The following is a 17,607-nucleotide window of genomic DNA, read 5'->3' on the forward strand; positions in this document are numbered from 1 at the left end:
GTCTGCTAATTTCTGGCGTCTGTTTTATTGCGCCGCTAACTGCGTAAACCAATGCCTTTGTTGATCAGATACATCGCATAACTGAATAACACCAGAATAAAGCTCAGCACTACCACCAGCGCCAGCCATAAGTTGACATCGGTATAGCCCAGAAAGCCGAAACGGAACGCATTCACCATATAAACAATCGGGTTGAGTTGCGCCAGTTGCTGCCAGAATCCGGGCAACAGTGTCAGTGAATAGAAGACACCGCCCAGGTAGGTTAAGGGCGTTAACACAAAGGTTGGAATAATGCTGATATCGTCAAAGGTTTTGGCATAAACGGCATTGATCAGGCCTCCCAATGCGAACAACATCGAGGTCAAGACCACGGTTAAGATAATAATCGCCAGATTATAAATACTGATGGTAACAAAAAACAGCGACAGCAGCGTCACGATCAGCCCCACCAGAATACCGCGCGCCATGCCACCACCGACATAACCGAGCACTATAATATAGTTGGGTACCGGCGCTACCAGCAGCTCTTCGACATTACGCTGGAACTTGGCGCTAAAAAACGACGAGGCCACATTGGCGTAGGAGTTGGTAATAACCGACATCATAATCAGGCCGGGAACAATAAATTCCATATAACTAAAGCCGTTCATCTCGCCGATCCGTGAGCCAATCAGGCTACCGAAAATGACAAAATACAGGCTCATGGTAATGGCCGGCGGCACCAGGGTTTGCACCCAAATGCGCATAAAGCGGGTAATTTCTTTGGTCAGAATACTTTGTAACGCTATCAGATAACGAGCCGTCATTTTGCTTGCCCTCTGCCATGTTCTACCAGGGTGACAAACAGCTCTTCCAGCCGGTTGGCTTTATTCCGCATTGATAACACCTTTACCTGCTGCGCACTAAGTTGTTCGAAGATCGGGTTTAAGCCGGCACTCTTCTCCACATCCACTTCCAGACTGTGTTGATCTAACTTACGCCAGACAAAACCAGCCAGCTGCAAGCTGTCCGGCAGTTGATCCAGATCCAGAATAAAGGTTTCTTTACCCAGCTTGGATAACAAGGCTTTCATACTGGTGTTCTCAATGATCTGCCCTTTATCAATAATGGCGATATTGCGACACAGCATCTCGGCTTCTTCCAGATAATGGGTGGTCAGGATAATCGTCACGCCCTGCTGATTTATCGTGCGTAAAAACTCCCACATTGAGCGCCGTAGCTCAATATCGACGCCGGCCGTCGGCTCATCGAGGATCAACAACCTTGGCTCATGCATCAGCGCCCGGGCAATCATTAGCCGCCGCTTCATGCCACCCGACAACTCACGGGCCCTGGCATGACGTTTTTCCCATAACCCCAGCTGACCTAAATATTTCTCCGCTCGCTGTAAGGCCACCGCACGCGGTACGCCATAATAACCGGCCTGATTGACCACGATTTGCAGCAGGGTTTCAAACTGATTAAAGTTAAACTCCTGCGGCACCAGGCCGAGCTGACTTTTTGCCGCTTCCAGCTCGGTATCCAGGTCAAAGCCAAATACCTTAACTTGCCCGCGGCTTTTATTGACCAGCGCACTGATAATACCGATGGTGGTACTTTTACCGGCACCATTTGGCCCCAGCAAAGCAAAAAAATCGCCCTGCTGTACCTGTAAATCGATACCACTGAGTGCGACTGTGCCGCTACGATAGATTTTATGTAAGTCTTTAATGTCCAGTGCCAGCGTCACGCTATTCTCCTGCTTGCTGTTGTCGCGAGTCATAGCCCCAGCGCCCCACTAACTGTTGCGCTAAGCCCAACTGGTCCAATACCCGGGCCACCATAAAGTCGACCAAATCACTGATTTGCTGCGGCTGATGATAAAAACCAGGTGCGGCCGGCATAATACAGACGCCAAGGCGGGCCAGCTTCAGCATATTTTCCAGATGAATGGCACTAAGTGGGCTTTCCCGCAGCACCAGTATTAGCTTGCCACCTTCCTTAATCACCACATCAGCGGCACGCTCCAGCAGGTTATCACTGGCGCCCTGCGCGATAGCCGACAGGCTGCCGGTAGAACAGGGGCAAACCACCATCTGTTTCGGCGCCGCCGAGCCGGAAGCAACCGGCGAAAACCAATCGTCCTTACCATAAACCTTTAACAGGCCGGGCGCAGCTTGCAGGTATTGCTCCAGCTGCTGCGCGCATTTCTCCGGCGCAGCACTTAACTGCAATTGCTGCTCAGTGGCAAACACCACCCGCGCCGCACTGGACATCAGCAGATGCACTTTAATGCCCTGCGCTAACAATACCTGTAATAGACGTAAACCGTAGGGCGCACCCGAGGCACCGCTAAAGGCCAGAGTAATCTCTTTGCTGGTAATCATTGGCTTTCCTATCGACTGGCCACGCTTAACTCAGCGCCTCCAGTAGTTGTTGATGAATGCCGCCGAAGGCGCCATTGCTCATTATTACTATCTGATCGCCTGGCTGCACCAGCGCCAGAATACTGGCTTTCAGTTCAGCAATGTCATAACAGACACTGGCCGGCATCGAGAGCCGCGCGGCCAGCTCGGCCATCGACCAGCCGGCATTGCGTGGCTCATATAAAAACACCTGATCTGCCGTTAACAGCGCCTGCGGCAAAGCCGCCTGATGCACACCGAGGCGCATGGTATTAGATCGCGGCTCTAATACGGCGATAATCCGCGCCTGGCCCACTTTCGCCCGCAAGCCTTGCAGCGTGGTGGCAATAGCGGTGGGGTGATGGGCAAAATCATCGTAGATCGCAATACCTTGTGGAGTGCCTTTTAGCTCCATCCGCCGTTTCGGTGCCACGAAGCTGGCTAAGGCCTCGGCTGCAACACCAACCGGTACCCCGGCATGACGCGCGGCAGCAATCGCCATTACCGCATTATCAACATTGTGCTGGCCACTGAGCGACCAATTTACCAGCGCCACCTGTTGCTGTTGCCAATACAGCGCAAACTGACTGCCATCCGGCGTTAACAATTCGGCCTGCCAGTCACTGCCATAGGCTTCACGTTGGCTCCAGCAGCCCAGCGCCAGCGTCTCGGTGACAGCAGGCGTCGCTTCCGGAGATAACACCAACCCCGAAGTAGGCACGGTACGCAACAAATGATGAAACTGCCGCTGGATCGCCGCCAGATCCGGGAAGATATCCGCATGATCATACTCAAGGTTGTTAATCACCAGGGTACGCGGCCGGTAATGCACAAATTTGGAGCGCTTATCAAAAAACGCCGTATCGTATTCGTCGGCTTCAATCACAAAGAACGGCGCCTCACCTAAGCGGGCAGAAACGCCGAAATTTTGCGGCACACCACCAATCAGAAAACCCGGCTTTAAACCGGCATAGTCTAAGATCCAGGCCAACATACTGGCGGTGCTGGTTTTACCATGGGTGCCGGAAACGGCCAGTACCCAGCGCTGCTGCAGTAACTGTTCGGATAACCACTGTGGGCCTGAGGTGTAAGGCAGGTTATGTTCCAGCACATACTCAACGGCCGGATTACCACGCGATAAGGCATTACCGATAATCACCAGATCCGGGGCCGGTTCCAGCTGTGCGGGGTCATAACCCGGAGTCAGACTGATGCCCAGCTGTTCCAGCTGAGTGCTCATCGGCGGGTAAACCTGTTGATCGGAACCTGTGACCTGATGGCCAAGGGCTTTGGCCAGGGCTGCGATACCGCCCATAAAGGTGCCGCAAATCCCCAGAATATGAATATGCATAATGTACTTCTCTGTTAAGCAGGGGCTTATTGTAGCAAATGCAGAATAAGCTGCGATCAAAACTGCAATTTAAGAATAAATTCTTTAAAATAACCCAGACTGAATGAGATTTCGCCACTTGTACCGGACGAAAGCTTTGCCGGTCTGACTCTGTCTTACCCGAAAATATAACAAGGACCTACTATAATGCGTCGCATCTCACCCGTACTGCAACAAGATGGCGTGGATCCGGATCTGATCTCGTTGTTAAAAACTATCCTGGCGGCCTGCCGCGAAATCGCCTTCCGCGTCGGTCAGGGCGAACTGGCCGGTGTACTGGGTTCAACTCTGTCAGAAAATGTGCAGGGCGAAACCCAGAAAAAACTGGATGTGATCGCGAACGAATTACTAAAAGAAGTGATCCTGGAAACCGGCGTGGTGAAAGCTATCAGCTCAGAAGAAGAGGATGATATCGTACCGGGTAATCCGCGAGGCCGCTATCTGGTAACCTTTGACCCTTTAGATGGGTCCTCCAATACCGATATCAATAGCCTGATCGGCACTATTTTCTCGATATTACCGGCCGATCCACACAAGGACGCCAGTGATGCCAGCCAGTTTTTACAACCAGGCACCGCTCAAGTTGCAGCGGGCTATGTGTTGTATGGCCCATCAACAATGCTGGCGCTGACCACTGGCAAAGGCACCCGCCTGTACACCCTGGATAAAACCTATGGCGGCTTCCTGTTAACCGAAGAGCAGGCCACCATCCCGAAATACACCGCCGAGTTTGCCATCAATATGTCAAATCAGCGCTACTGGCAGGCACCAATGCAAAGTTACATCGCCGATTTACTGCAAGGTAAAGAAGGGGTGCGCGGTAAAAATTACAATATGCGCTGGATTGCCGCCATGGTCGGCGATGTGCACCGGGTACTCTGTCGTGGCGGCATCTTTGCCTACCCCAGCGATCGTAAAGATCCGGCCAAGCCGGATAAATTACGCCTGATGTATGAAGCTAACCCGATGAGCTTTCTGGTCGAACAGGCTGGCGGCGCCAGCTCCACCGGTTATCAGCGTATTATGGAAATCATTCCGACTGATATCCATCAACGGGTAGCAGTGATTCTAGGGTCGAAACACGAAGTAGAAACCTGTGTCAATTACCACCGAAATAGCACTACTCCGGTAATATCAGACTAATTATCAATAGCCATTTTTACGGCCGTCATTATAATGGCGGCCAGCAATTAATCAGAGGACCAAGCGATGAGCTTAAGCGATGTAGCAGCTGGCAAAAATCTGCCGGATGAAATTAACGTAATTATTGAAATTCCGGCCAATGCCGATCCAATCAAATACGAAGTGGATAAAGACACCGGTACCGTCTGGGTAGACCGCTTTATGGCCACCCCTATGTTCTATCCGTGCAACTACGGCTTTGTGAATCAGACCCTGTCGCTGGATGGTGACCCGGTTGACGTACTGGTACCAACGCCTTACCCACTGGTACCCGGCGCCGTGATTAAATGTCGCCCGGTTGGCGTGCTGAATATGGAAGATGAGTCTGGTCAGGATGCCAAGGTTATTGCCGTACCTGTTAGCAAGCTGACTAAACTGTACGATCATATCCAGGATATCAACGATGTACCTGAGCTGCTGAAAAAGCAAATCCAGCATTTCTTTGAGCGTTACAAAGAGCTGGAGCCAGGTAAGTGGGTTAAAGTTACCGGTTGGGCCGATGCAGCCGCCGCTAAAGCTGAAATTATGACCTCTTTCGAGCGCGCCAAGAAATAAGCCAACAGCCGCTGTTGCCAATAAAAAAACCGGAGCGCGCTCCGGTTTTTTTTATGCGGCGTTAACATTAAGGCCTTAACTGGCCATCCTGATACGCCAGTAAATACTGCATTAAATCGGCAGCAGGCATCGGTTTGGCAAACAAATACCCCTGCACCTCTTCGCAGCCCATCGCCATCACAGCCTGTAGCTGCTCCTTGGTTTCAACCCCCTCGGCAATAGTAGACAGACCGATACGTTTACCTAAACTGATAATGGTCTCAGCAATCAGTCCGCCGCCCTCGTTCGCTACCGTGCTGACAAAGGCGCGGTCTACCTTGATCCGATCCAGCGGCAGTTGCTGTAAATAGCTCAGCGACGAGAAACCAATGCCAAAATCGTCGATCGCCACCTTAATACCAAAGCTCTTTAGCTGCTGCAGTGCATCAATCACGATTTTCGGCTCGTCCATCACCACTGACTCGGTGATCTCCAGCTCCAATAGTTCTGGATTGACCTGATAGCGTTTTACGGTGTCGATAACGGACGGCACAAAATGCGGCGAACGGAATTGCGGCATCGATACATTTACCGCAATTCGCAGACTGCCACAGTTGGCTGCCTCTAATTGCTGTAGTTGCTTACAGGCCTGCTCTAAAACCCATTGCCCAATATCGACAATCAGGCCTGAGTACTCTGCCAACGGAATAAAGATCGCCGGCGAGATATAGCGCCCGGGTTGATGTGGCCAACGTAATAAAGCCTCCATCCCAACCACGGCCTGGCTCTTCAGACACAGCTGTGGTTGATACCAGAGTTCCAGTTTGTCCAGTGCAAAATCGGCGCGCAGCATTCTGAGCATCGTCAGCCGCTCTGTCACCTCTTCTTCCATCGCCGGTTCATAATACTGATGGTGTACGCCCAGGGTTTTTTTGGCTTTATTCAGCGCAATATACACCTGCTTCATAATCACCATGCCCTGCTCTGCAGCCTCGCGCAGCCGGCAGATGCCAAAGGTCGCATTCATTTGCAGGCTATGTTCCGATGCCTGAAATGGTTGCGCGAAAACAGCGGCCAAACGCTCTGGCGTTAACTCATCTTCCGGCCCCACCAACGCAAAGACGTCGGCACCAATACGGCCTAACTGCGAACTGATACCAAAATGTTCGATTAAGCGCAGCGTAATCGCAATCAGCAGTTCATTGCCGACATCCTGCCCCAGACCATCGTTAACATCGGAAAAGTGGTCAATATCAACCAGTACCGCCACCATATGCTCAGGTTCAAAGCGGCGGGTATCCTGTAAAATCTGAATAAATTCGTTGCGGTTTGGCGTCTTAGTCAGCGGATCGATATAGGCGGCATGTTTTAATTGCTGGAACAGCGCAACGTTCTCATAGCCAACAGAGATATTACTAAGGAAGACTTCAATCAGCTGTTTATCTGCATCTTCAATCGGCCGGTTGGTTTCGATATAAACTGCAGCATTATGTTTTTCATTACCCAGATATAATACTGTGTCCTGATCCGAAAACAGGTGCTGCCGATTTTTCAGGCAGAGATTAATCTGTTCAACGATGCGTTTATTGTCCAGCCGGTCAAGCTGACATTTAATAAAAGGGGCATAATGGCCGGCGGCGCCCAATACATAAATTTTATCGCTGGCGGTACCATCATCCTCAATCTGGGCACAAAGCACCCCTTCCGCGTGCAGACCAATTAGCGACGAGATTTGGGTAACCACCCCTTCGGAAAATTCGTGTAAGGAGTGTTGCTCTAATAAATTGGCACCGGCCTTAATGATCTTCTGCAAGCCGCGGCGGTTCTGATTAATGGTCTTAATTTGTTGGTAAGAACGCAAAGAAGAGATAATGGTGGTGACAAGTTTACTGCGGGTCAGCTCGGTCTTCGTTTTGTAGTCGTTAATATCATATTCTTTAATAACGCTTTCTTCCGGAGCATAACCGGGTTGTCCTGTCCGCAACACGATGCGTAATTCGTCCATTTGCAGCTCATCACGGATCCGTCGTACCACCTGCAAGCCGGCATCATCGGTTTCCATTACCACATCGAGCAGAACTAAAGCGGTATCGGCGTGTTTACGCAAAAAATCTATGGCTTGCTGACCAGAATAGGCATGATGAAACTCTAACCGTTTACCCAACACTATAAGGTCATTTAGCGCCAGCTTAGTAACGGTATGAATTTCCTGATCATCGTCTACGATAAGCAGCGGCCAGACCCCTGCAGCAGGTTCTTTTGGCACACTGGCACTGTCGTCATCGGCTAAAAACAGAAATCCGTCCTCTGTTTCTTTTGATGTCATGAGCTGGTCCTTTGCTAAAGCTTGCTGTAAATATACCCGCATCTTTGCAGAAAAAGAAATCCTGCAGCGATTTAATTTTACATGCCCTAAACTGCAACCACATCAGCACAGCCGATAATGCTGCAGCAAAGTCTCAAATTTACAGGGATCCAAGGGTTTAAGCACAATATCATCCATACCGGCAGCGCGGAAACTTGCTATCTCTGCTGGCAAAGCGTGTGCAGTAAACGCCAGTAACGGCACCTGTTGATAGGACGTCAGACGCCTTAGCTGACGGGCGACTTCCGTACCTGCCAAATCCGGTAGTCTGATATCCAACAACACCAAATCGAACTGTTGCTGTTGACACAGTGTCAGGGCTTCAGCTCCCGTCAGTGCTGAAGTCAGTTGCACGCCCTTATGCTGTAACAAAACCTTGATAAAAGCCTGATTAGTCTCGTTATCATCGACAACCAGTAGATGTTTCAAAGGGCGCGTTGCCAGCTCGTGTAGCCGCTGTGCGAGCCAACCCAGACAAAAATCGGCGCTGGAAAGGCAGCTGAGGTTTTGCTGCCACAGCGACAGGCTAAGCGGCGGAACAAAAATAAAACGTGGACAGCGGATCTCCGTTAATACCGTTAACCACTCCTGGCAGGGGGCCTGACCAGGCAGAAAAATCAGTATCGCAGAGTATGCTTGCTCCTGTAGCCTTTTGCGAAGTTCGCTGAGATTACTACAACTGCTCACTTGCAACGCCAAGTTATGCAAGCTCTGCAGGCGCTCGGTCAAACGCTCGGGATCTGCATCGAATACCAGCAAATGCTCCAGCAGTGGCACACTATGCCGGGTAGCTGCGATTAACGCCCATTGCAGGCTGATGCGCACACCTAACCCCTCCAGCGACTCAACATGCAAACTGGCATTCAGTAACCTGGCGGCCAGTTTAAGGACGGCGATGTCAGCATCGCGCCATTGCAAGGCCGAACTATCCGCTTCGTGCAGCTGCGCGGTCAGATGTCGTGGTAAACCATTACCATCACAGGCCAGTTGTAAACTTAGCTGCGGATCTGGACTAGCAAGCAACTGAAGTTTAAAACTAAAACGCCTTGCAGACTCTGAACGCAGTGCCAATAACAACATAGCTTGTAATACATGCTTTAAAAATTCAGCATCGATTTCCGGCAACAGTTGATAACAGTCTCCGGATTCCAACCAATCCATAGCGCAATCATCAGGCAACAGCATATTGAGCGCGCCGAGCTGTTCGGTCAGCCACTCCGGTAACAGTAATGGCTGCGGCTGCAAGCCAGCTGCAGCAAATTGATGCTTGGCATAACAATAATGCAGCTGTTGTAGAGTGTCGAACATCGCTTCGGTCAGCTGTGGCTTGCGCTGACCTAACAGCTGCCACTGGTGCAACCAACGGACCAGACACTGTTGCCTGCGCTGTTGCTGTATCTGTTGCTGCTCACTTTGCAGCTGAAACACCTCAAGCTGAGCCATCAGCTGCTGCTGTTGCGTATCGAGCTGCTTGTTCTGTTGTTCCAGCTGTTGCTGCTGCTCCAGTACCTGCAATAATGCCTGGTCCAGCCCGGCGCTGTCCTGACATTGCAATAGTGGCTCGACACCTTGTAACTGTAATGACTCGGCTCGCTGTTTAAAGCTCTGTAAACGTTGTAGCTGTTGACGCTGAGGCGCCTCCCGCAAACGCCAGGCTAACAGCAGCAACACCGTCAATAATACCCACGCCAATACCGACGGCCACCATAGTAGCCAAATCGCGGTCGGCGCTTCAGGGATAATCAGTAACAGATATGTAGGTTGGCTGGAAAAAGGTTCGAAGGGTAAAGCCGGCTTTTGTAATGGCAACACCGCAACATCGCGACCGCTCAGCGTAATCAGCGTTAAACTGCTAAAGTCCTGACCCGGTAACTCCATCGGTACCAACTCTGTCTGTCCAACCGACAACAGCAGTTCCCCCTGCAACGGATACAATGCCAACGCGGCCACCGGTATACTGGCACCGAACTGTAATTCCGCCAGCTGTTGCTGCAACTGCTCTGGCGCAGCCTGACCAAGCTTCGGGGATAACGCGAGTTGGATCACATCACCGTATAGTTGCAGCTGTGCCTGCAGCAGTTGCCGGTTGTGATGTTGCTGCCAAAGCAAGGTTGACATCACTAACACGGCACAGGCCGCGCAGTAGAACAAGAATAAATAGCGATACAGGGCGATCAAGGTGGTGCTCAAGACAATAAAATCAGAGCACCACTATATGTCTAAAGTAGCCGGGGCTCAAGTCTTGCCCCTGTTTCGAAAAGCAGGTTAGAAATGTACCGCGATACCTGCGAAGATGCCACTAAAGGTGATACCGGCGTAAAGATCGTCGATATCATCCAACTGCAGATCCAACCAGCGATAGCCAAGTTTTAATCTGACATCCAGTGTCAGACTGTCTACCAACTGATAGGCGACGCCGGCTTGCAGATCATACCAATGATTACCACTAAACTGGCTTGCCTGGCCATTGGCAAACAGCTCCAGACCACTGCCCGGCAAACCAAGCCGACTATCCAGATACAACAAAGGTAGCCATTGACGGACACTTTGGCTGGCCTGGCGGTTCGCGGCCATTATTGTCAGTTCACCGGAGAGTTTTTTGGCAACCAGACCCAGATCAAGCTGCAGCAAGCTATTATCCAGTAACTCGTAGTACAGCACATAATCGGTATACCGAAAATCCAGCTCAGTACTCAGCGCGGTACCGGCCGCAAAGGTTACTCCGCCAAAACTGAAGCTGTTGTTCAGTTCAGTATGCCCCTGGCTTTGTAAATTCTGCCACTGCACTCTAAGATTGGGTAACACTGGTACCAGATGTTCAAAAGCCAGATAATAGCCTTGTTGGTTCTTATCCCGAAAACTAAAATCCTGTAATTGCTGACTATTCGCAAAACCACCCTTGGTACCGGCTTGCCAGCTATCATAGCCCGCGTGTACACCGAAAAACGTATCCGCCTGTACCGGCGCCATACTAACTGTTGCGGCCAGCGCCAAGATTCTTACCACTTTCATTCCCTATCCTTGCTTTAATAATTCAGATAAATCAATCAGCGCCGCATTGGCGCGGGAGATATAATTTGCCATCACCAGGCTATGATTAGCCAAAATACCGAAGCCACTGCCGTTTAATACCATCGGGCTGTGAATAGGCTGCTGAGCGGCTTCCAGCTCACGAATGATTTGCTGTAAGCTCACCATCGCATTGCGACGTTGCAATACTTCCGCAAAATCAATTTCCACCGCTTTTAGGAAGTGCAGCAATGCCCAGGTTGCGCCGCGCGCTTCATAAAATTCATCATCCAGTTTCCACCAGCTGGTTTTTACAAAGCGGCGGTCTGGTGTTTCCGTCGACTGACGGGCAGCGATGTCGCCAGCGAGATCGGTATTAAAACGCTCCTGCCCCACACTGGCACTGAGACGCTGTGAATAGCTACCCAGGCGCTTTTCGACATTCTTCAGCCAGTCACGCAGATTGTCTGCCCGGGCATAGAACTGGCTGTCCGTTTGTTTTGGATCGACCAAGGCGCTGCGGTATAAATAAAGTTGGGCAATCGCCTTGCGATATTCGGATTCGGCGCTCGGTAATACCCAACTGCGATGGTCGATATTCAGCTGTGGTTGAGCAATCCGTAAAAAGGCATTTTCCGCTGATTGCGACTGAGAGCGGCTAAAGTCTTTGCGAAACGCCAGTGCCAGATCGCGTGACATCTCCAGCACGCCAAATTCCCAGGCTGGCATATTATCCAGTAAGCTAAAGGGCGGCAGAATATCATTTGACATATAGCCGCCGCGTTTTTGTAGCAGAGTTTCCGTAACACGGATCAAGGCAGTCGTAGTGTTGTAGCCGACAACCCGGCTGCCATCATCCAGATGTAAGCCTTGCTGCACTTCTTCTATCAATAAGGCAGGCTCGCGACTTACCCACCAACTAAACAGCCACAGCACCAGTAAGGTCCCGGCCGCAGCGGCTGACAGAGTAGAGGTTTTATTCATATCTTGTCCTAACGTTTTGGCATAGTCGTGACAGAGCGTCACTGCATCCTGTCGATCTGCGCTATCCGCAGCCAGCCATTACGCATCATCTGTGCCTGGTGCCGCTGCGGACAACACTATCTTACACCAAAACCACTGTCGCGGCAGCGATAAGCCGATGATAATCTTGGTCGCATTAAGCTCCTGCCCCGCCAGGCCCAGCCTTTTTTGTAAGCCTGCCAGACCAGCACGGCTGGCATAGCGCCAAGTAACAAGCCCAATACCGGCAGCAAATAGATCAGCAGTAAAGTCTGCTCAGCAAAGGCCAACATTTACTCTGCCACCATTTTTACGACAGCTTTCTCAGCAGTCCGTTGTGCCAACTGTGGCATATCGTCAGGTTGCTGTAACACAAGTTGCACCTGGGCCATGCTGCTGCCGATAGCCAGCTGCGTTTGTTGCCGCACATCCTGCCGTAGCTGCTGTTGCCATAGTTGTTGCTGTGTTGTCATGGCAGCGCGCAGCGATTCAGCTGGATCTACTGCTGGTGGCGTACTGTTTAAACTAACAACGCTGGTAAAGAAAAGAGTAGTTAACGTAAGCATCTTGTTGCTCCTGCAAATTCAGTTCAGTGGTTCGGTACTGCTGCGATACTGAATTCAAGGGGCATGCCAAAGCCGAAAAACTACATAACCATTTGTTTCGTATTGATTAATTTAGAGAGCAACAAAGGAAGCTGTAAGTACAGAAAAGCTAGAAAACCAAAAAATAGTCAATTTTGCTATTTTTTGGTTTTTATATAGACAGTCAGTTAATTAGCCTTAGCGTCAGGCGATTCAGGCACCAGTGCTAGCGCCTGTAACAGCAACTCTGGTTTGGCATCCACTAGATGTCCTTGCTCACTCAGTAAGCGACGCCACTGCCGGGCACCCGGTTGCCCCTGAAATAGCCCTAGCATATGACGGGCAATATGCCAAAAACGCGCCCCTTGCTGCATTTGCTGTTCAATATAGGGCACCATCAACCGCACCAGTTGATGCTGATCCGGTACCGCCCAGACATCCTGATATAACACGGCATCGACCTGGCTCAGTAGATAAGGGTTGGTATAGGCTTCTCGGCCGATCATCACGCCATCCAAATATTGCAGCTGTTGCTCAGCTTCAGCAAGGGTTTTGATACCACCATTGATGCTGATGTCCAGCGTCGGGAAATCCTGCTTTAACTGATAAACCCTTGGGTAGTTCAGCGGCGGGACCTCGCGGTTTTCTTTCGGACTTAAACCTTTTAACCAGGCCTTGCGGGCATGGATCACAAACTGCCGACATCCTGCTGCCGCGACAGTGGCGACAAAATCCTGTAAAAACTGATACTCGTCAGAATCGTCAATACCGATGCGGGTTTTTACACTGACCGGAATACTGACGGCATCCTGCATCGCCTTAACACTATCGGCAACCAGTTGCGGCCTGGCCATCAGGCAAGCGCCAAACATACCGTTCTGCACCCGATCTGATGGGCAACCGACATTTAAGTTTATTGCAGCATAACCACGCTGCTCAGCCAGCTTGGCACAATGCGCCAGCTCAGCCGGTTCGGAACCACCCAGCTGCAGTACTACCGGCTGCTCTTGCGGATTAAAACCAAGATAATCGCCTTTACCATGGATAATGGCGCCGGTTGTGACCATCTCGGTATATAGCACCGCATGCTTGCTCATCAGACGATGAAAATAGCGGCAATGCCGATCGGTCCAATCTAACATCGGAGCAACGGAAAATTTTTGTGGCAAGATAGCGTTATTCAAGTTAGCAAACCATTCAGACAGAAATCAGGACCCGGCATGAACCAGATAAGCCGTTAATTTTTTCACCAGTGGCAACACCAGTAGCAAGGTCGGAAAAGCAATCAGCCAGGATAGGCCCCAGGCTGATAGCCACCCTTGCAGTGTAAAAGCCTCCAACCCAAGACTTTTCAGGGTGCTGACCAAGGATACGATCAGCGTCATCAGCACTGAGAGTAACAATGGCATGACCAGTGACGCGGCTTTAGCAGGCAGTTTTGGCATATCACACTTTGCCCCGGGTTTAAAAAACGCAAAATTATACCCGATTTTCGGCTTGAATGTGCGGCTTCTTACAGTCACTGGTTTCAGACTAACAATATGGTACACTGCGGCTAAGTATGGGAGGGCAAGCATGTCTACTGAGAGTTTAGTATCAAAAGCCAGAGCCATCTGCGAGCAAAATGGCGCCCGCTTTACCAGTATTCGGGAGAAAGTTTTCCGCCTGATGGCAGAAAATCATGGCGGCCAGGGTGCCTATGAATTACTGGAACAATTGAAACAAACTGAACCCGCTGCCAAACCGGCAACGATCTACCGGGCGCTGGAGTTTCTGACTGAGCAGGGCTTTATTCATAAGATTGAGTCAAGTAATGCCTTTATGTTGTGCCAGCATTTCGACAAGCATCACCCGGCGCAGCTGTTGATATGTGAGAAATGTGGCAACGTGACCGAACTGCATTCGGCCACTTTAGACGCAGAATTTAGCAAACTGGCCTCGGCACTGGGTTTTCATATTCACCGGAAAACGATAGAGGCGCGGGGGGTTTGTCGGCAGTGCCATGGAAATTAACCGCAAAACATTAGCTGCACTCTTGTATAATAAAGAAAAAACTTCTAGGCTTAATTTTGTTGCCATTATCTCGAATCCTCAACTCGTAGGCATTTTAAATGAATGTTGAATATATAAACCCTTTTCTTTCCTCACTCGTCAATGTGCTTTCGACCATGGCCAATACCAAAATTGTGCCGGGCCAGCCACGGGTTAAAAAAGATGAAGTCGCGCAGGGTGATGTCTCAGGTCTGATTGGTATGGTCGGCCCGACCATGAAAGGGTCATTTTCTGTGAGTTTCGATGAGAGTCTGGCGATTGAAATTATGTTCCGGATGCTGGGTGAAAAACCGGCAGGCATTAATGCCGATGTAACCGATATGGTGGGTGAAATTACCAATATGGTCACCGGCGGTGCCAAGCGCATTCTGGGTGAAAAAGGCTATGAATTTTCGATGGCTACCCCGATCGTGGTATCGGGTAAAAATCATACTATTACCCACAAGTGTGACGGCCCAACCATTCTGATGCCGTTTAACTCAGACTTTGGCAAAGTCCATATTGAAGTCAGTTTTGATAAGTAACCGCTGAACGCGGCGTGTTAGCGCTCAGCAGTACTGATAATCAACACGTGGCGTAATATTACATAGTAGCTCATAAGGTATGGTAGCCGCACAGGCTGCCACCCGCTCAATGGCCAGTTCAGGCCCCCACAATACGGCTTCGTCGCCAAGTTGATCCAAAGCATTCGGCCCCAAATCCACAGTAATCATATCCATCGACACCCGGCCGGCCAGCGGTACTTCCCGCCCGTTCAACCAAACCGGTGTGCCATTTATCGCGTGGCGCGGATAACCATCACCATAACCTACCGCTATAACGCCTAGCGTGGTATCACAACTGGCCTGCCAATGCCCGCCATAGCCAACCCGTTCACCGGCACGCACCTGACGCAGAGCTATCAGGCGGCTACTCAGTCGCATCACCGGTTGCAGTTGATGCTCGCTGCCAATTTTCCCGGCGAAAGGTGAAATACCATGCAGCATCAACCCGGGTCTGACCCATTCGGCATGGCTCTGTGGAAACGCCAGGATTGCAGCGGAGTTAGCTAAACTGCGCTGCTCTGCCTTACCAGCCGTTAAGTCAGCAAAGACTGCCAGTTGCTGTAAGGTGCGGTCTGAGTCAGGTTCATCGGCACAGCAAAAATGACTCATCAGCCGGATCCCCGGTAATACCGCACTGCATTGCCACAGCCGGCGGTAAAAATCGTCAAACTGCGCCGGCTCGATCCCCAACCGGTGCATGCCGCTATCGATCTTTAGCCAGACCTTTAACTGACCATCCAGTGCCGCTTGCTCCAGCGCCTGTAGTTGTAGTTCGTTATGCACCACGGTTTGCAAATTGTTAGCCAGTAACAGGGGTAACTCGGCCGCTTCGTAAAAGCCCTCGAGCAGCACTATCGGTTTGACAATACCACCAGTACGCAGCGCCAGGGCTTCATCTATTCGTGCCACCGCAAAGGCATCGGCATCACTGAGTGCTTGTGCCACCCTGACCAAACCATGGCCATAGGCATTCGCTTTTAACACCGCCAATACCTGACTCTGTGGTGCCAATTGCCGCACCCGGGCCAGGTTATGTTGTAGCGCCTGCAAATTGATTTGTGCGACCGGCCGTCGACTCATTAATACTCATCCTCAAAGCGGGCACTGCCGGCATAATTATCAAAACGTGAGAAGTGGCCATGAAAAGTTAAACGCACCCTGCCTATCGGACCGTTCCGCTGCTTACCAATAATAATTTCAGCCGTACCTTTATCTGCAGTATCCTCGTGGTAGACCTCATCACGATAGATAAACATAATCAAATCCGCATCCTGTTCTATCGAACCCGATTCCCGTAAGTCCGAGTTTACCGGCCGCTTATCGGCGCGTTGTTCCAGTGAGCGGTTAAGCTGTGATAGCGCTACCACCGGCACTTTCAATTCTTTTGCCAGGGCTTTTAACGAGCGGGAAATTTCGGCGATCTCCAGGGTGCGGTTTTCGCTCATCCCGGGTACCGTCATCAGCTGCAGATAGTCGACCATAATCATGCTTAAGCCACCGTGCTCGCGGGCAATTCGCCTTGCCCTCGAACGCACTTCGGTAGGGGTTAAGCCTGAGGCATCATCGATATACATTTTGCCTTTGCTGTTCAGAAGCTCTATCGCCGATGACAACCGCGCCCAATCTTCATCTTCCAGCTGGCCGGTACGCACCTTGGTCTGGTTAATCCGGCCTAATGAGGCCAGCATCCGCATCATAATCTGGTCTGACGGCATCTCTAAGCTGAAAATCAGTACCGGTTTATCGCTGGTAATAGCCGCGTGTTCACACAGGTTCATGGCAAAGGTGGTTTTACCCATCGATGGTCGCGCCGCGACAATAATCAGATCCGACGGCTGCAAACCATTGGTCATCTTGTCCAGATCGACATAGCCGGTCGATACCCCGGTTATACCATTTTGCGGTGAGCGATACAGCGCATCAATTTTATCAATGGTTTTGGCGAGGATGCTGTTGATGGGCTCAGGCCCCTCATTGGCTTTGGCACGCTGCTCGGCAATTTTAAAGACTTTGGTTTCGGCAAAGTCCAACAGCTCAGCCGCAGTGCGGCCCTGAGTATCGTAACCGGCGTCAGCGATATCATGGGCAACACCAATCATATCCCGCACTACCGCGCGTTCGCGGACGATATCGGCATAGGCCAGAATATTGGCGGCACTGGGGGTGTTTTTGGCAATTTCACCTAAATAAGCAAAGCCACCAATATCGTCTAACTGTTGGTTGGCTTCCAGTGCTTCCGAAACGGTGATCAGGTCAATTGGCTGGTTGCCCTCAGCCAGGCGCGCCATCGCATTAAAAATCAGCCGGTGTGAGCGCAGATAAAAATCATGCTCTACCACCTTTTCGGAAACCCGATCCCAGGCTTCATTATCCAGCATCAGGCCGCCCAGCACTGATTGCTCCGCTTCAATCGAATGCGGTGGCATCTTTACTGCTGCAACCTGCTTATCTTTTACACTTTGTTGTGCCACGTTGTACTACCACAGGAAAAAACTTGCTGATGGCGTCATGCTAACCTGCGACTGCGCCAATGCCAATTAAAGCTTTGAAAATTTTACCT

The 17,607-nt window shown here is 50.8% G+C and carries 18 protein-coding genes; 4 read left to right on the forward strand and 14 right to left on the reverse strand.

Going from position 1 to position 17,607, the window contains the following annotated elements:
- Positions 1–35: 35 nt before the first annotated feature.
- The 4 genes from A9165_RS00770 to mpl are packed head-to-tail and all read right to left on the reverse strand — an operon-like array spanning position 36 to position 3,735.
- Positions 36–806 carry an ABC transporter permease gene (locus A9165_RS00770; RefSeq protein ID WP_065954579.1) on the reverse strand — a complete coding sequence of 257 codons (771 nt, stop codon included), beginning with the start codon at positions 804–806 and terminating at the stop codon, positions 36–38.
- The gene (locus tag A9165_RS00775; RefSeq protein WP_218060725.1) at positions 803–1,762 is read right to left on the reverse strand and encodes an ABC transporter ATP-binding protein; all 960 of its coding nucleotides are present in this window, start codon (positions 1,760–1,762) and stop codon (positions 803–805) included. Before A9165_RS00775 ends, A9165_RS00770 begins: the two co-directional genes overlap by 4 nt.
- The gene (locus A9165_RS00780) at positions 1,731–2,366 is read right to left on the reverse strand and encodes a flavin prenyltransferase UbiX (RefSeq protein ID WP_008951242.1); all 636 of its coding nucleotides are present in this window, start codon (positions 2,364–2,366) and stop codon (positions 1,731–1,733) included. Before A9165_RS00780 ends, A9165_RS00775 begins: the two co-directional genes overlap by 32 nt.
- A 25-nt stretch (positions 2,367–2,391) precedes the next feature.
- Positions 2,392–3,735 carry a UDP-N-acetylmuramate:L-alanyl-gamma-D-glutamyl-meso-diaminopimelate ligase gene (mpl, locus tag A9165_RS00785; protein WP_065954581.1) on the reverse strand — a complete coding sequence of 448 codons (1,344 nt, stop codon included), beginning with the start codon at positions 3,733–3,735 and terminating at the stop codon, positions 2,392–2,394.
- A 186-nt stretch (positions 3,736–3,921) separates the two neighbouring features.
- Here mpl and A9165_RS00790 point away from each other — a divergent pair, with 186 nt between their 5' ends.
- Positions 3,922–4,917, forward strand: coding sequence for a class 1 fructose-bisphosphatase (locus A9165_RS00790; RefSeq protein WP_065954582.1), 996 nt, complete (start codon positions 3,922–3,924; stop codon positions 4,915–4,917).
- Between the two features lie 66 nt (positions 4,918–4,983).
- The gene (gene ppa / locus A9165_RS00795; protein WP_008607132.1) at positions 4,984–5,511 is read left to right on the forward strand and encodes an inorganic diphosphatase; all 528 of its coding nucleotides are present in this window, start codon (positions 4,984–4,986) and stop codon (positions 5,509–5,511) included.
- Positions 5,512–5,578: 67 nt separating this feature from the next.
- Here ppa and A9165_RS00800 read toward each other — a convergent pair whose 3' ends face one another.
- From A9165_RS00800 to A9165_RS00835, 8 genes are all read right to left on the reverse strand, one after another.
- Positions 5,579–7,816: an EAL domain-containing protein gene (locus A9165_RS00800; RefSeq protein WP_065954625.1), complete on the reverse strand. Its 2,238-nt coding sequence runs from the start codon at positions 7,814–7,816 to the stop codon at positions 5,579–5,581.
- 102 nt (positions 7,817–7,918) lie between these two features.
- Positions 7,919–10,045: a response regulator gene (locus tag A9165_RS00805; protein WP_065954583.1), complete on the reverse strand. Its 2,127-nt coding sequence runs from the start codon at positions 10,043–10,045 to the stop codon at positions 7,919–7,921.
- A gap of 75 nt (positions 10,046–10,120) precedes the next feature.
- Complete coding sequence (locus A9165_RS00810) at positions 10,121–10,867, reverse strand: TIGR04219 family outer membrane beta-barrel protein (protein ID WP_065954584.1); 747 nt, start codon at positions 10,865–10,867, stop codon at positions 10,121–10,123.
- Positions 10,868–10,870: 3 nt separating this feature from the next.
- Positions 10,871–11,848, reverse strand: coding sequence for a DUF2333 family protein (locus A9165_RS00815; RefSeq protein WP_065954585.1), 978 nt, complete (start codon positions 11,846–11,848; stop codon positions 10,871–10,873).
- A 116-nt stretch (positions 11,849–11,964) separates the two neighbouring features.
- Positions 11,965–12,159 carry a hypothetical protein gene (locus tag A9165_RS00820; protein WP_065954586.1) on the reverse strand — a complete coding sequence of 65 codons (195 nt, stop codon included), beginning with the start codon at positions 12,157–12,159 and terminating at the stop codon, positions 11,965–11,967.
- Positions 12,160–12,432 (reverse strand): hypothetical protein, encoded by a 273-nt coding sequence (locus A9165_RS00825; RefSeq protein WP_065954587.1) that lies wholly within the window; start codon positions 12,430–12,432, stop codon positions 12,160–12,162.
- A gap of 206 nt (positions 12,433–12,638) precedes the next feature.
- Positions 12,639–13,634, reverse strand: coding sequence for a tRNA dihydrouridine(20/20a) synthase DusA (gene dusA, locus A9165_RS00830; protein WP_083216205.1), 996 nt, complete (start codon positions 13,632–13,634; stop codon positions 12,639–12,641).
- Between the two features lie 24 nt (positions 13,635–13,658).
- Positions 13,659–13,895, reverse strand: coding sequence for a DUF2798 domain-containing protein (locus A9165_RS00835; RefSeq protein ID WP_008607120.1), 237 nt, complete (start codon positions 13,893–13,895; stop codon positions 13,659–13,661).
- 130 nt (positions 13,896–14,025) lie between these two features.
- On the opposite strand from A9165_RS00835, the gene A9165_RS00840 reads away from it, so the two are divergent.
- Entirely contained in the window at positions 14,026–14,463 is a 438-nt protein-coding gene (locus A9165_RS00840) for a transcriptional repressor (RefSeq protein ID WP_065954589.1), read from the forward strand.
- A 98-nt stretch (positions 14,464–14,561) separates the two neighbouring features.
- Positions 14,562–15,026, forward strand: coding sequence for a chemotaxis protein CheX (locus tag A9165_RS00845; protein ID WP_008951232.1), 465 nt, complete (start codon positions 14,562–14,564; stop codon positions 15,024–15,026).
- A gap of 24 nt (positions 15,027–15,050) precedes the next feature.
- Here the strand turns inward: A9165_RS00845 and alr are convergent, their stop codons facing one another.
- Both alr and dnaB read right to left on the reverse strand, forming a co-directional pair.
- Complete coding sequence (alr, locus tag A9165_RS00850; RefSeq protein ID WP_065954590.1) at positions 15,051–16,127, reverse strand: alanine racemase; 1,077 nt, start codon at positions 16,125–16,127, stop codon at positions 15,051–15,053.
- Positions 16,127–17,518, reverse strand: a complete 1,392-nt coding sequence (gene dnaB / locus A9165_RS00855) for a replicative DNA helicase (protein WP_008984455.1) — start codon at positions 17,516–17,518, stop codon at positions 16,127–16,129. The genes alr and dnaB overlap by 1 nt, the downstream gene beginning before the upstream one ends.
- Between the last annotated feature and the right edge of the window lie 89 nt (positions 17,519–17,607).

It is taken from the genome of Alishewanella sp. HH-ZS (genome assembly GCF_001704375.1).
Classification (GTDB): Bacteria; Pseudomonadota; Gammaproteobacteria; order Enterobacterales; family Alteromonadaceae; genus Alishewanella; species Alishewanella aestuarii.

What these genes read in the sequence shown, in the direction of transcription:
- A9165_RS00770 (WP_065954579.1), bottom strand. Translation starts at nt 806, where the DNA reads ATGACGGCTCGTTATCTGATAGCGTTACAAAGTATTCTGACCAAAGAA.
- A9165_RS00775 (WP_218060725.1), bottom strand. Translation starts at nt 1,762, where the DNA reads ATGACTCGCGACAACAGCAAGCAGGAGAATAGCGTGACGCTGGCACTG.
- A9165_RS00780 (WP_008951242.1), bottom strand. Translation starts at nt 2,366, where the DNA reads ATGATTACCAGCAAAGAGATTACTCTGGCCTTTAGCGGTGCCTCGGGT.
- mpl (WP_065954581.1), bottom strand. Translation starts at nt 3,735, where the DNA reads ATGCATATTCATATTCTGGGGATTTGCGGCACCTTTATGGGCGGTATC.
- A9165_RS00790 (WP_065954582.1), top strand. Translation starts at nt 3,922, where the DNA reads ATGCGTCGCATCTCACCCGTACTGCAACAAGATGGCGTGGATCCGGAT.
- ppa (WP_008607132.1), top strand. Translation starts at nt 4,984, where the DNA reads ATGAGCTTAAGCGATGTAGCAGCTGGCAAAAATCTGCCGGATGAAATT.
- A9165_RS00800 (WP_065954625.1), bottom strand. Translation starts at nt 7,816, where the DNA reads ATGACATCAAAAGAAACAGAGGACGGATTTCTGTTTTTAGCCGATGAC.
- A9165_RS00810 (WP_065954584.1), bottom strand. Translation starts at nt 10,867, where the DNA reads ATGAAAGTGGTAAGAATCTTGGCGCTGGCCGCAACAGTTAGTATGGCG.
- A9165_RS00815 (WP_065954585.1), bottom strand. Translation starts at nt 11,848, where the DNA reads ATGAATAAAACCTCTACTCTGTCAGCCGCTGCGGCCGGGACCTTACTG.
- A9165_RS00820 (WP_065954586.1), bottom strand. Translation starts at nt 12,159, where the DNA reads ATGTTGGCCTTTGCTGAGCAGACTTTACTGCTGATCTATTTGCTGCCG.
- A9165_RS00825 (WP_065954587.1), bottom strand. Translation starts at nt 12,432, where the DNA reads ATGCTTACGTTAACTACTCTTTTCTTTACCAGCGTTGTTAGTTTAAAC.
- A9165_RS00835 (WP_008607120.1), bottom strand. Translation starts at nt 13,895, where the DNA reads ATGCCAAAACTGCCTGCTAAAGCCGCGTCACTGGTCATGCCATTGTTA.
- A9165_RS00840 (WP_065954589.1), top strand. Translation starts at nt 14,026, where the DNA reads ATGTCTACTGAGAGTTTAGTATCAAAAGCCAGAGCCATCTGCGAGCAA.
- A9165_RS00845 (WP_008951232.1), top strand. Translation starts at nt 14,562, where the DNA reads ATGAATGTTGAATATATAAACCCTTTTCTTTCCTCACTCGTCAATGTG.
- alr (WP_065954590.1), bottom strand. Translation starts at nt 16,127, where the DNA reads ATGAGTCGACGGCCGGTCGCACAAATCAATTTGCAGGCGCTACAACAT.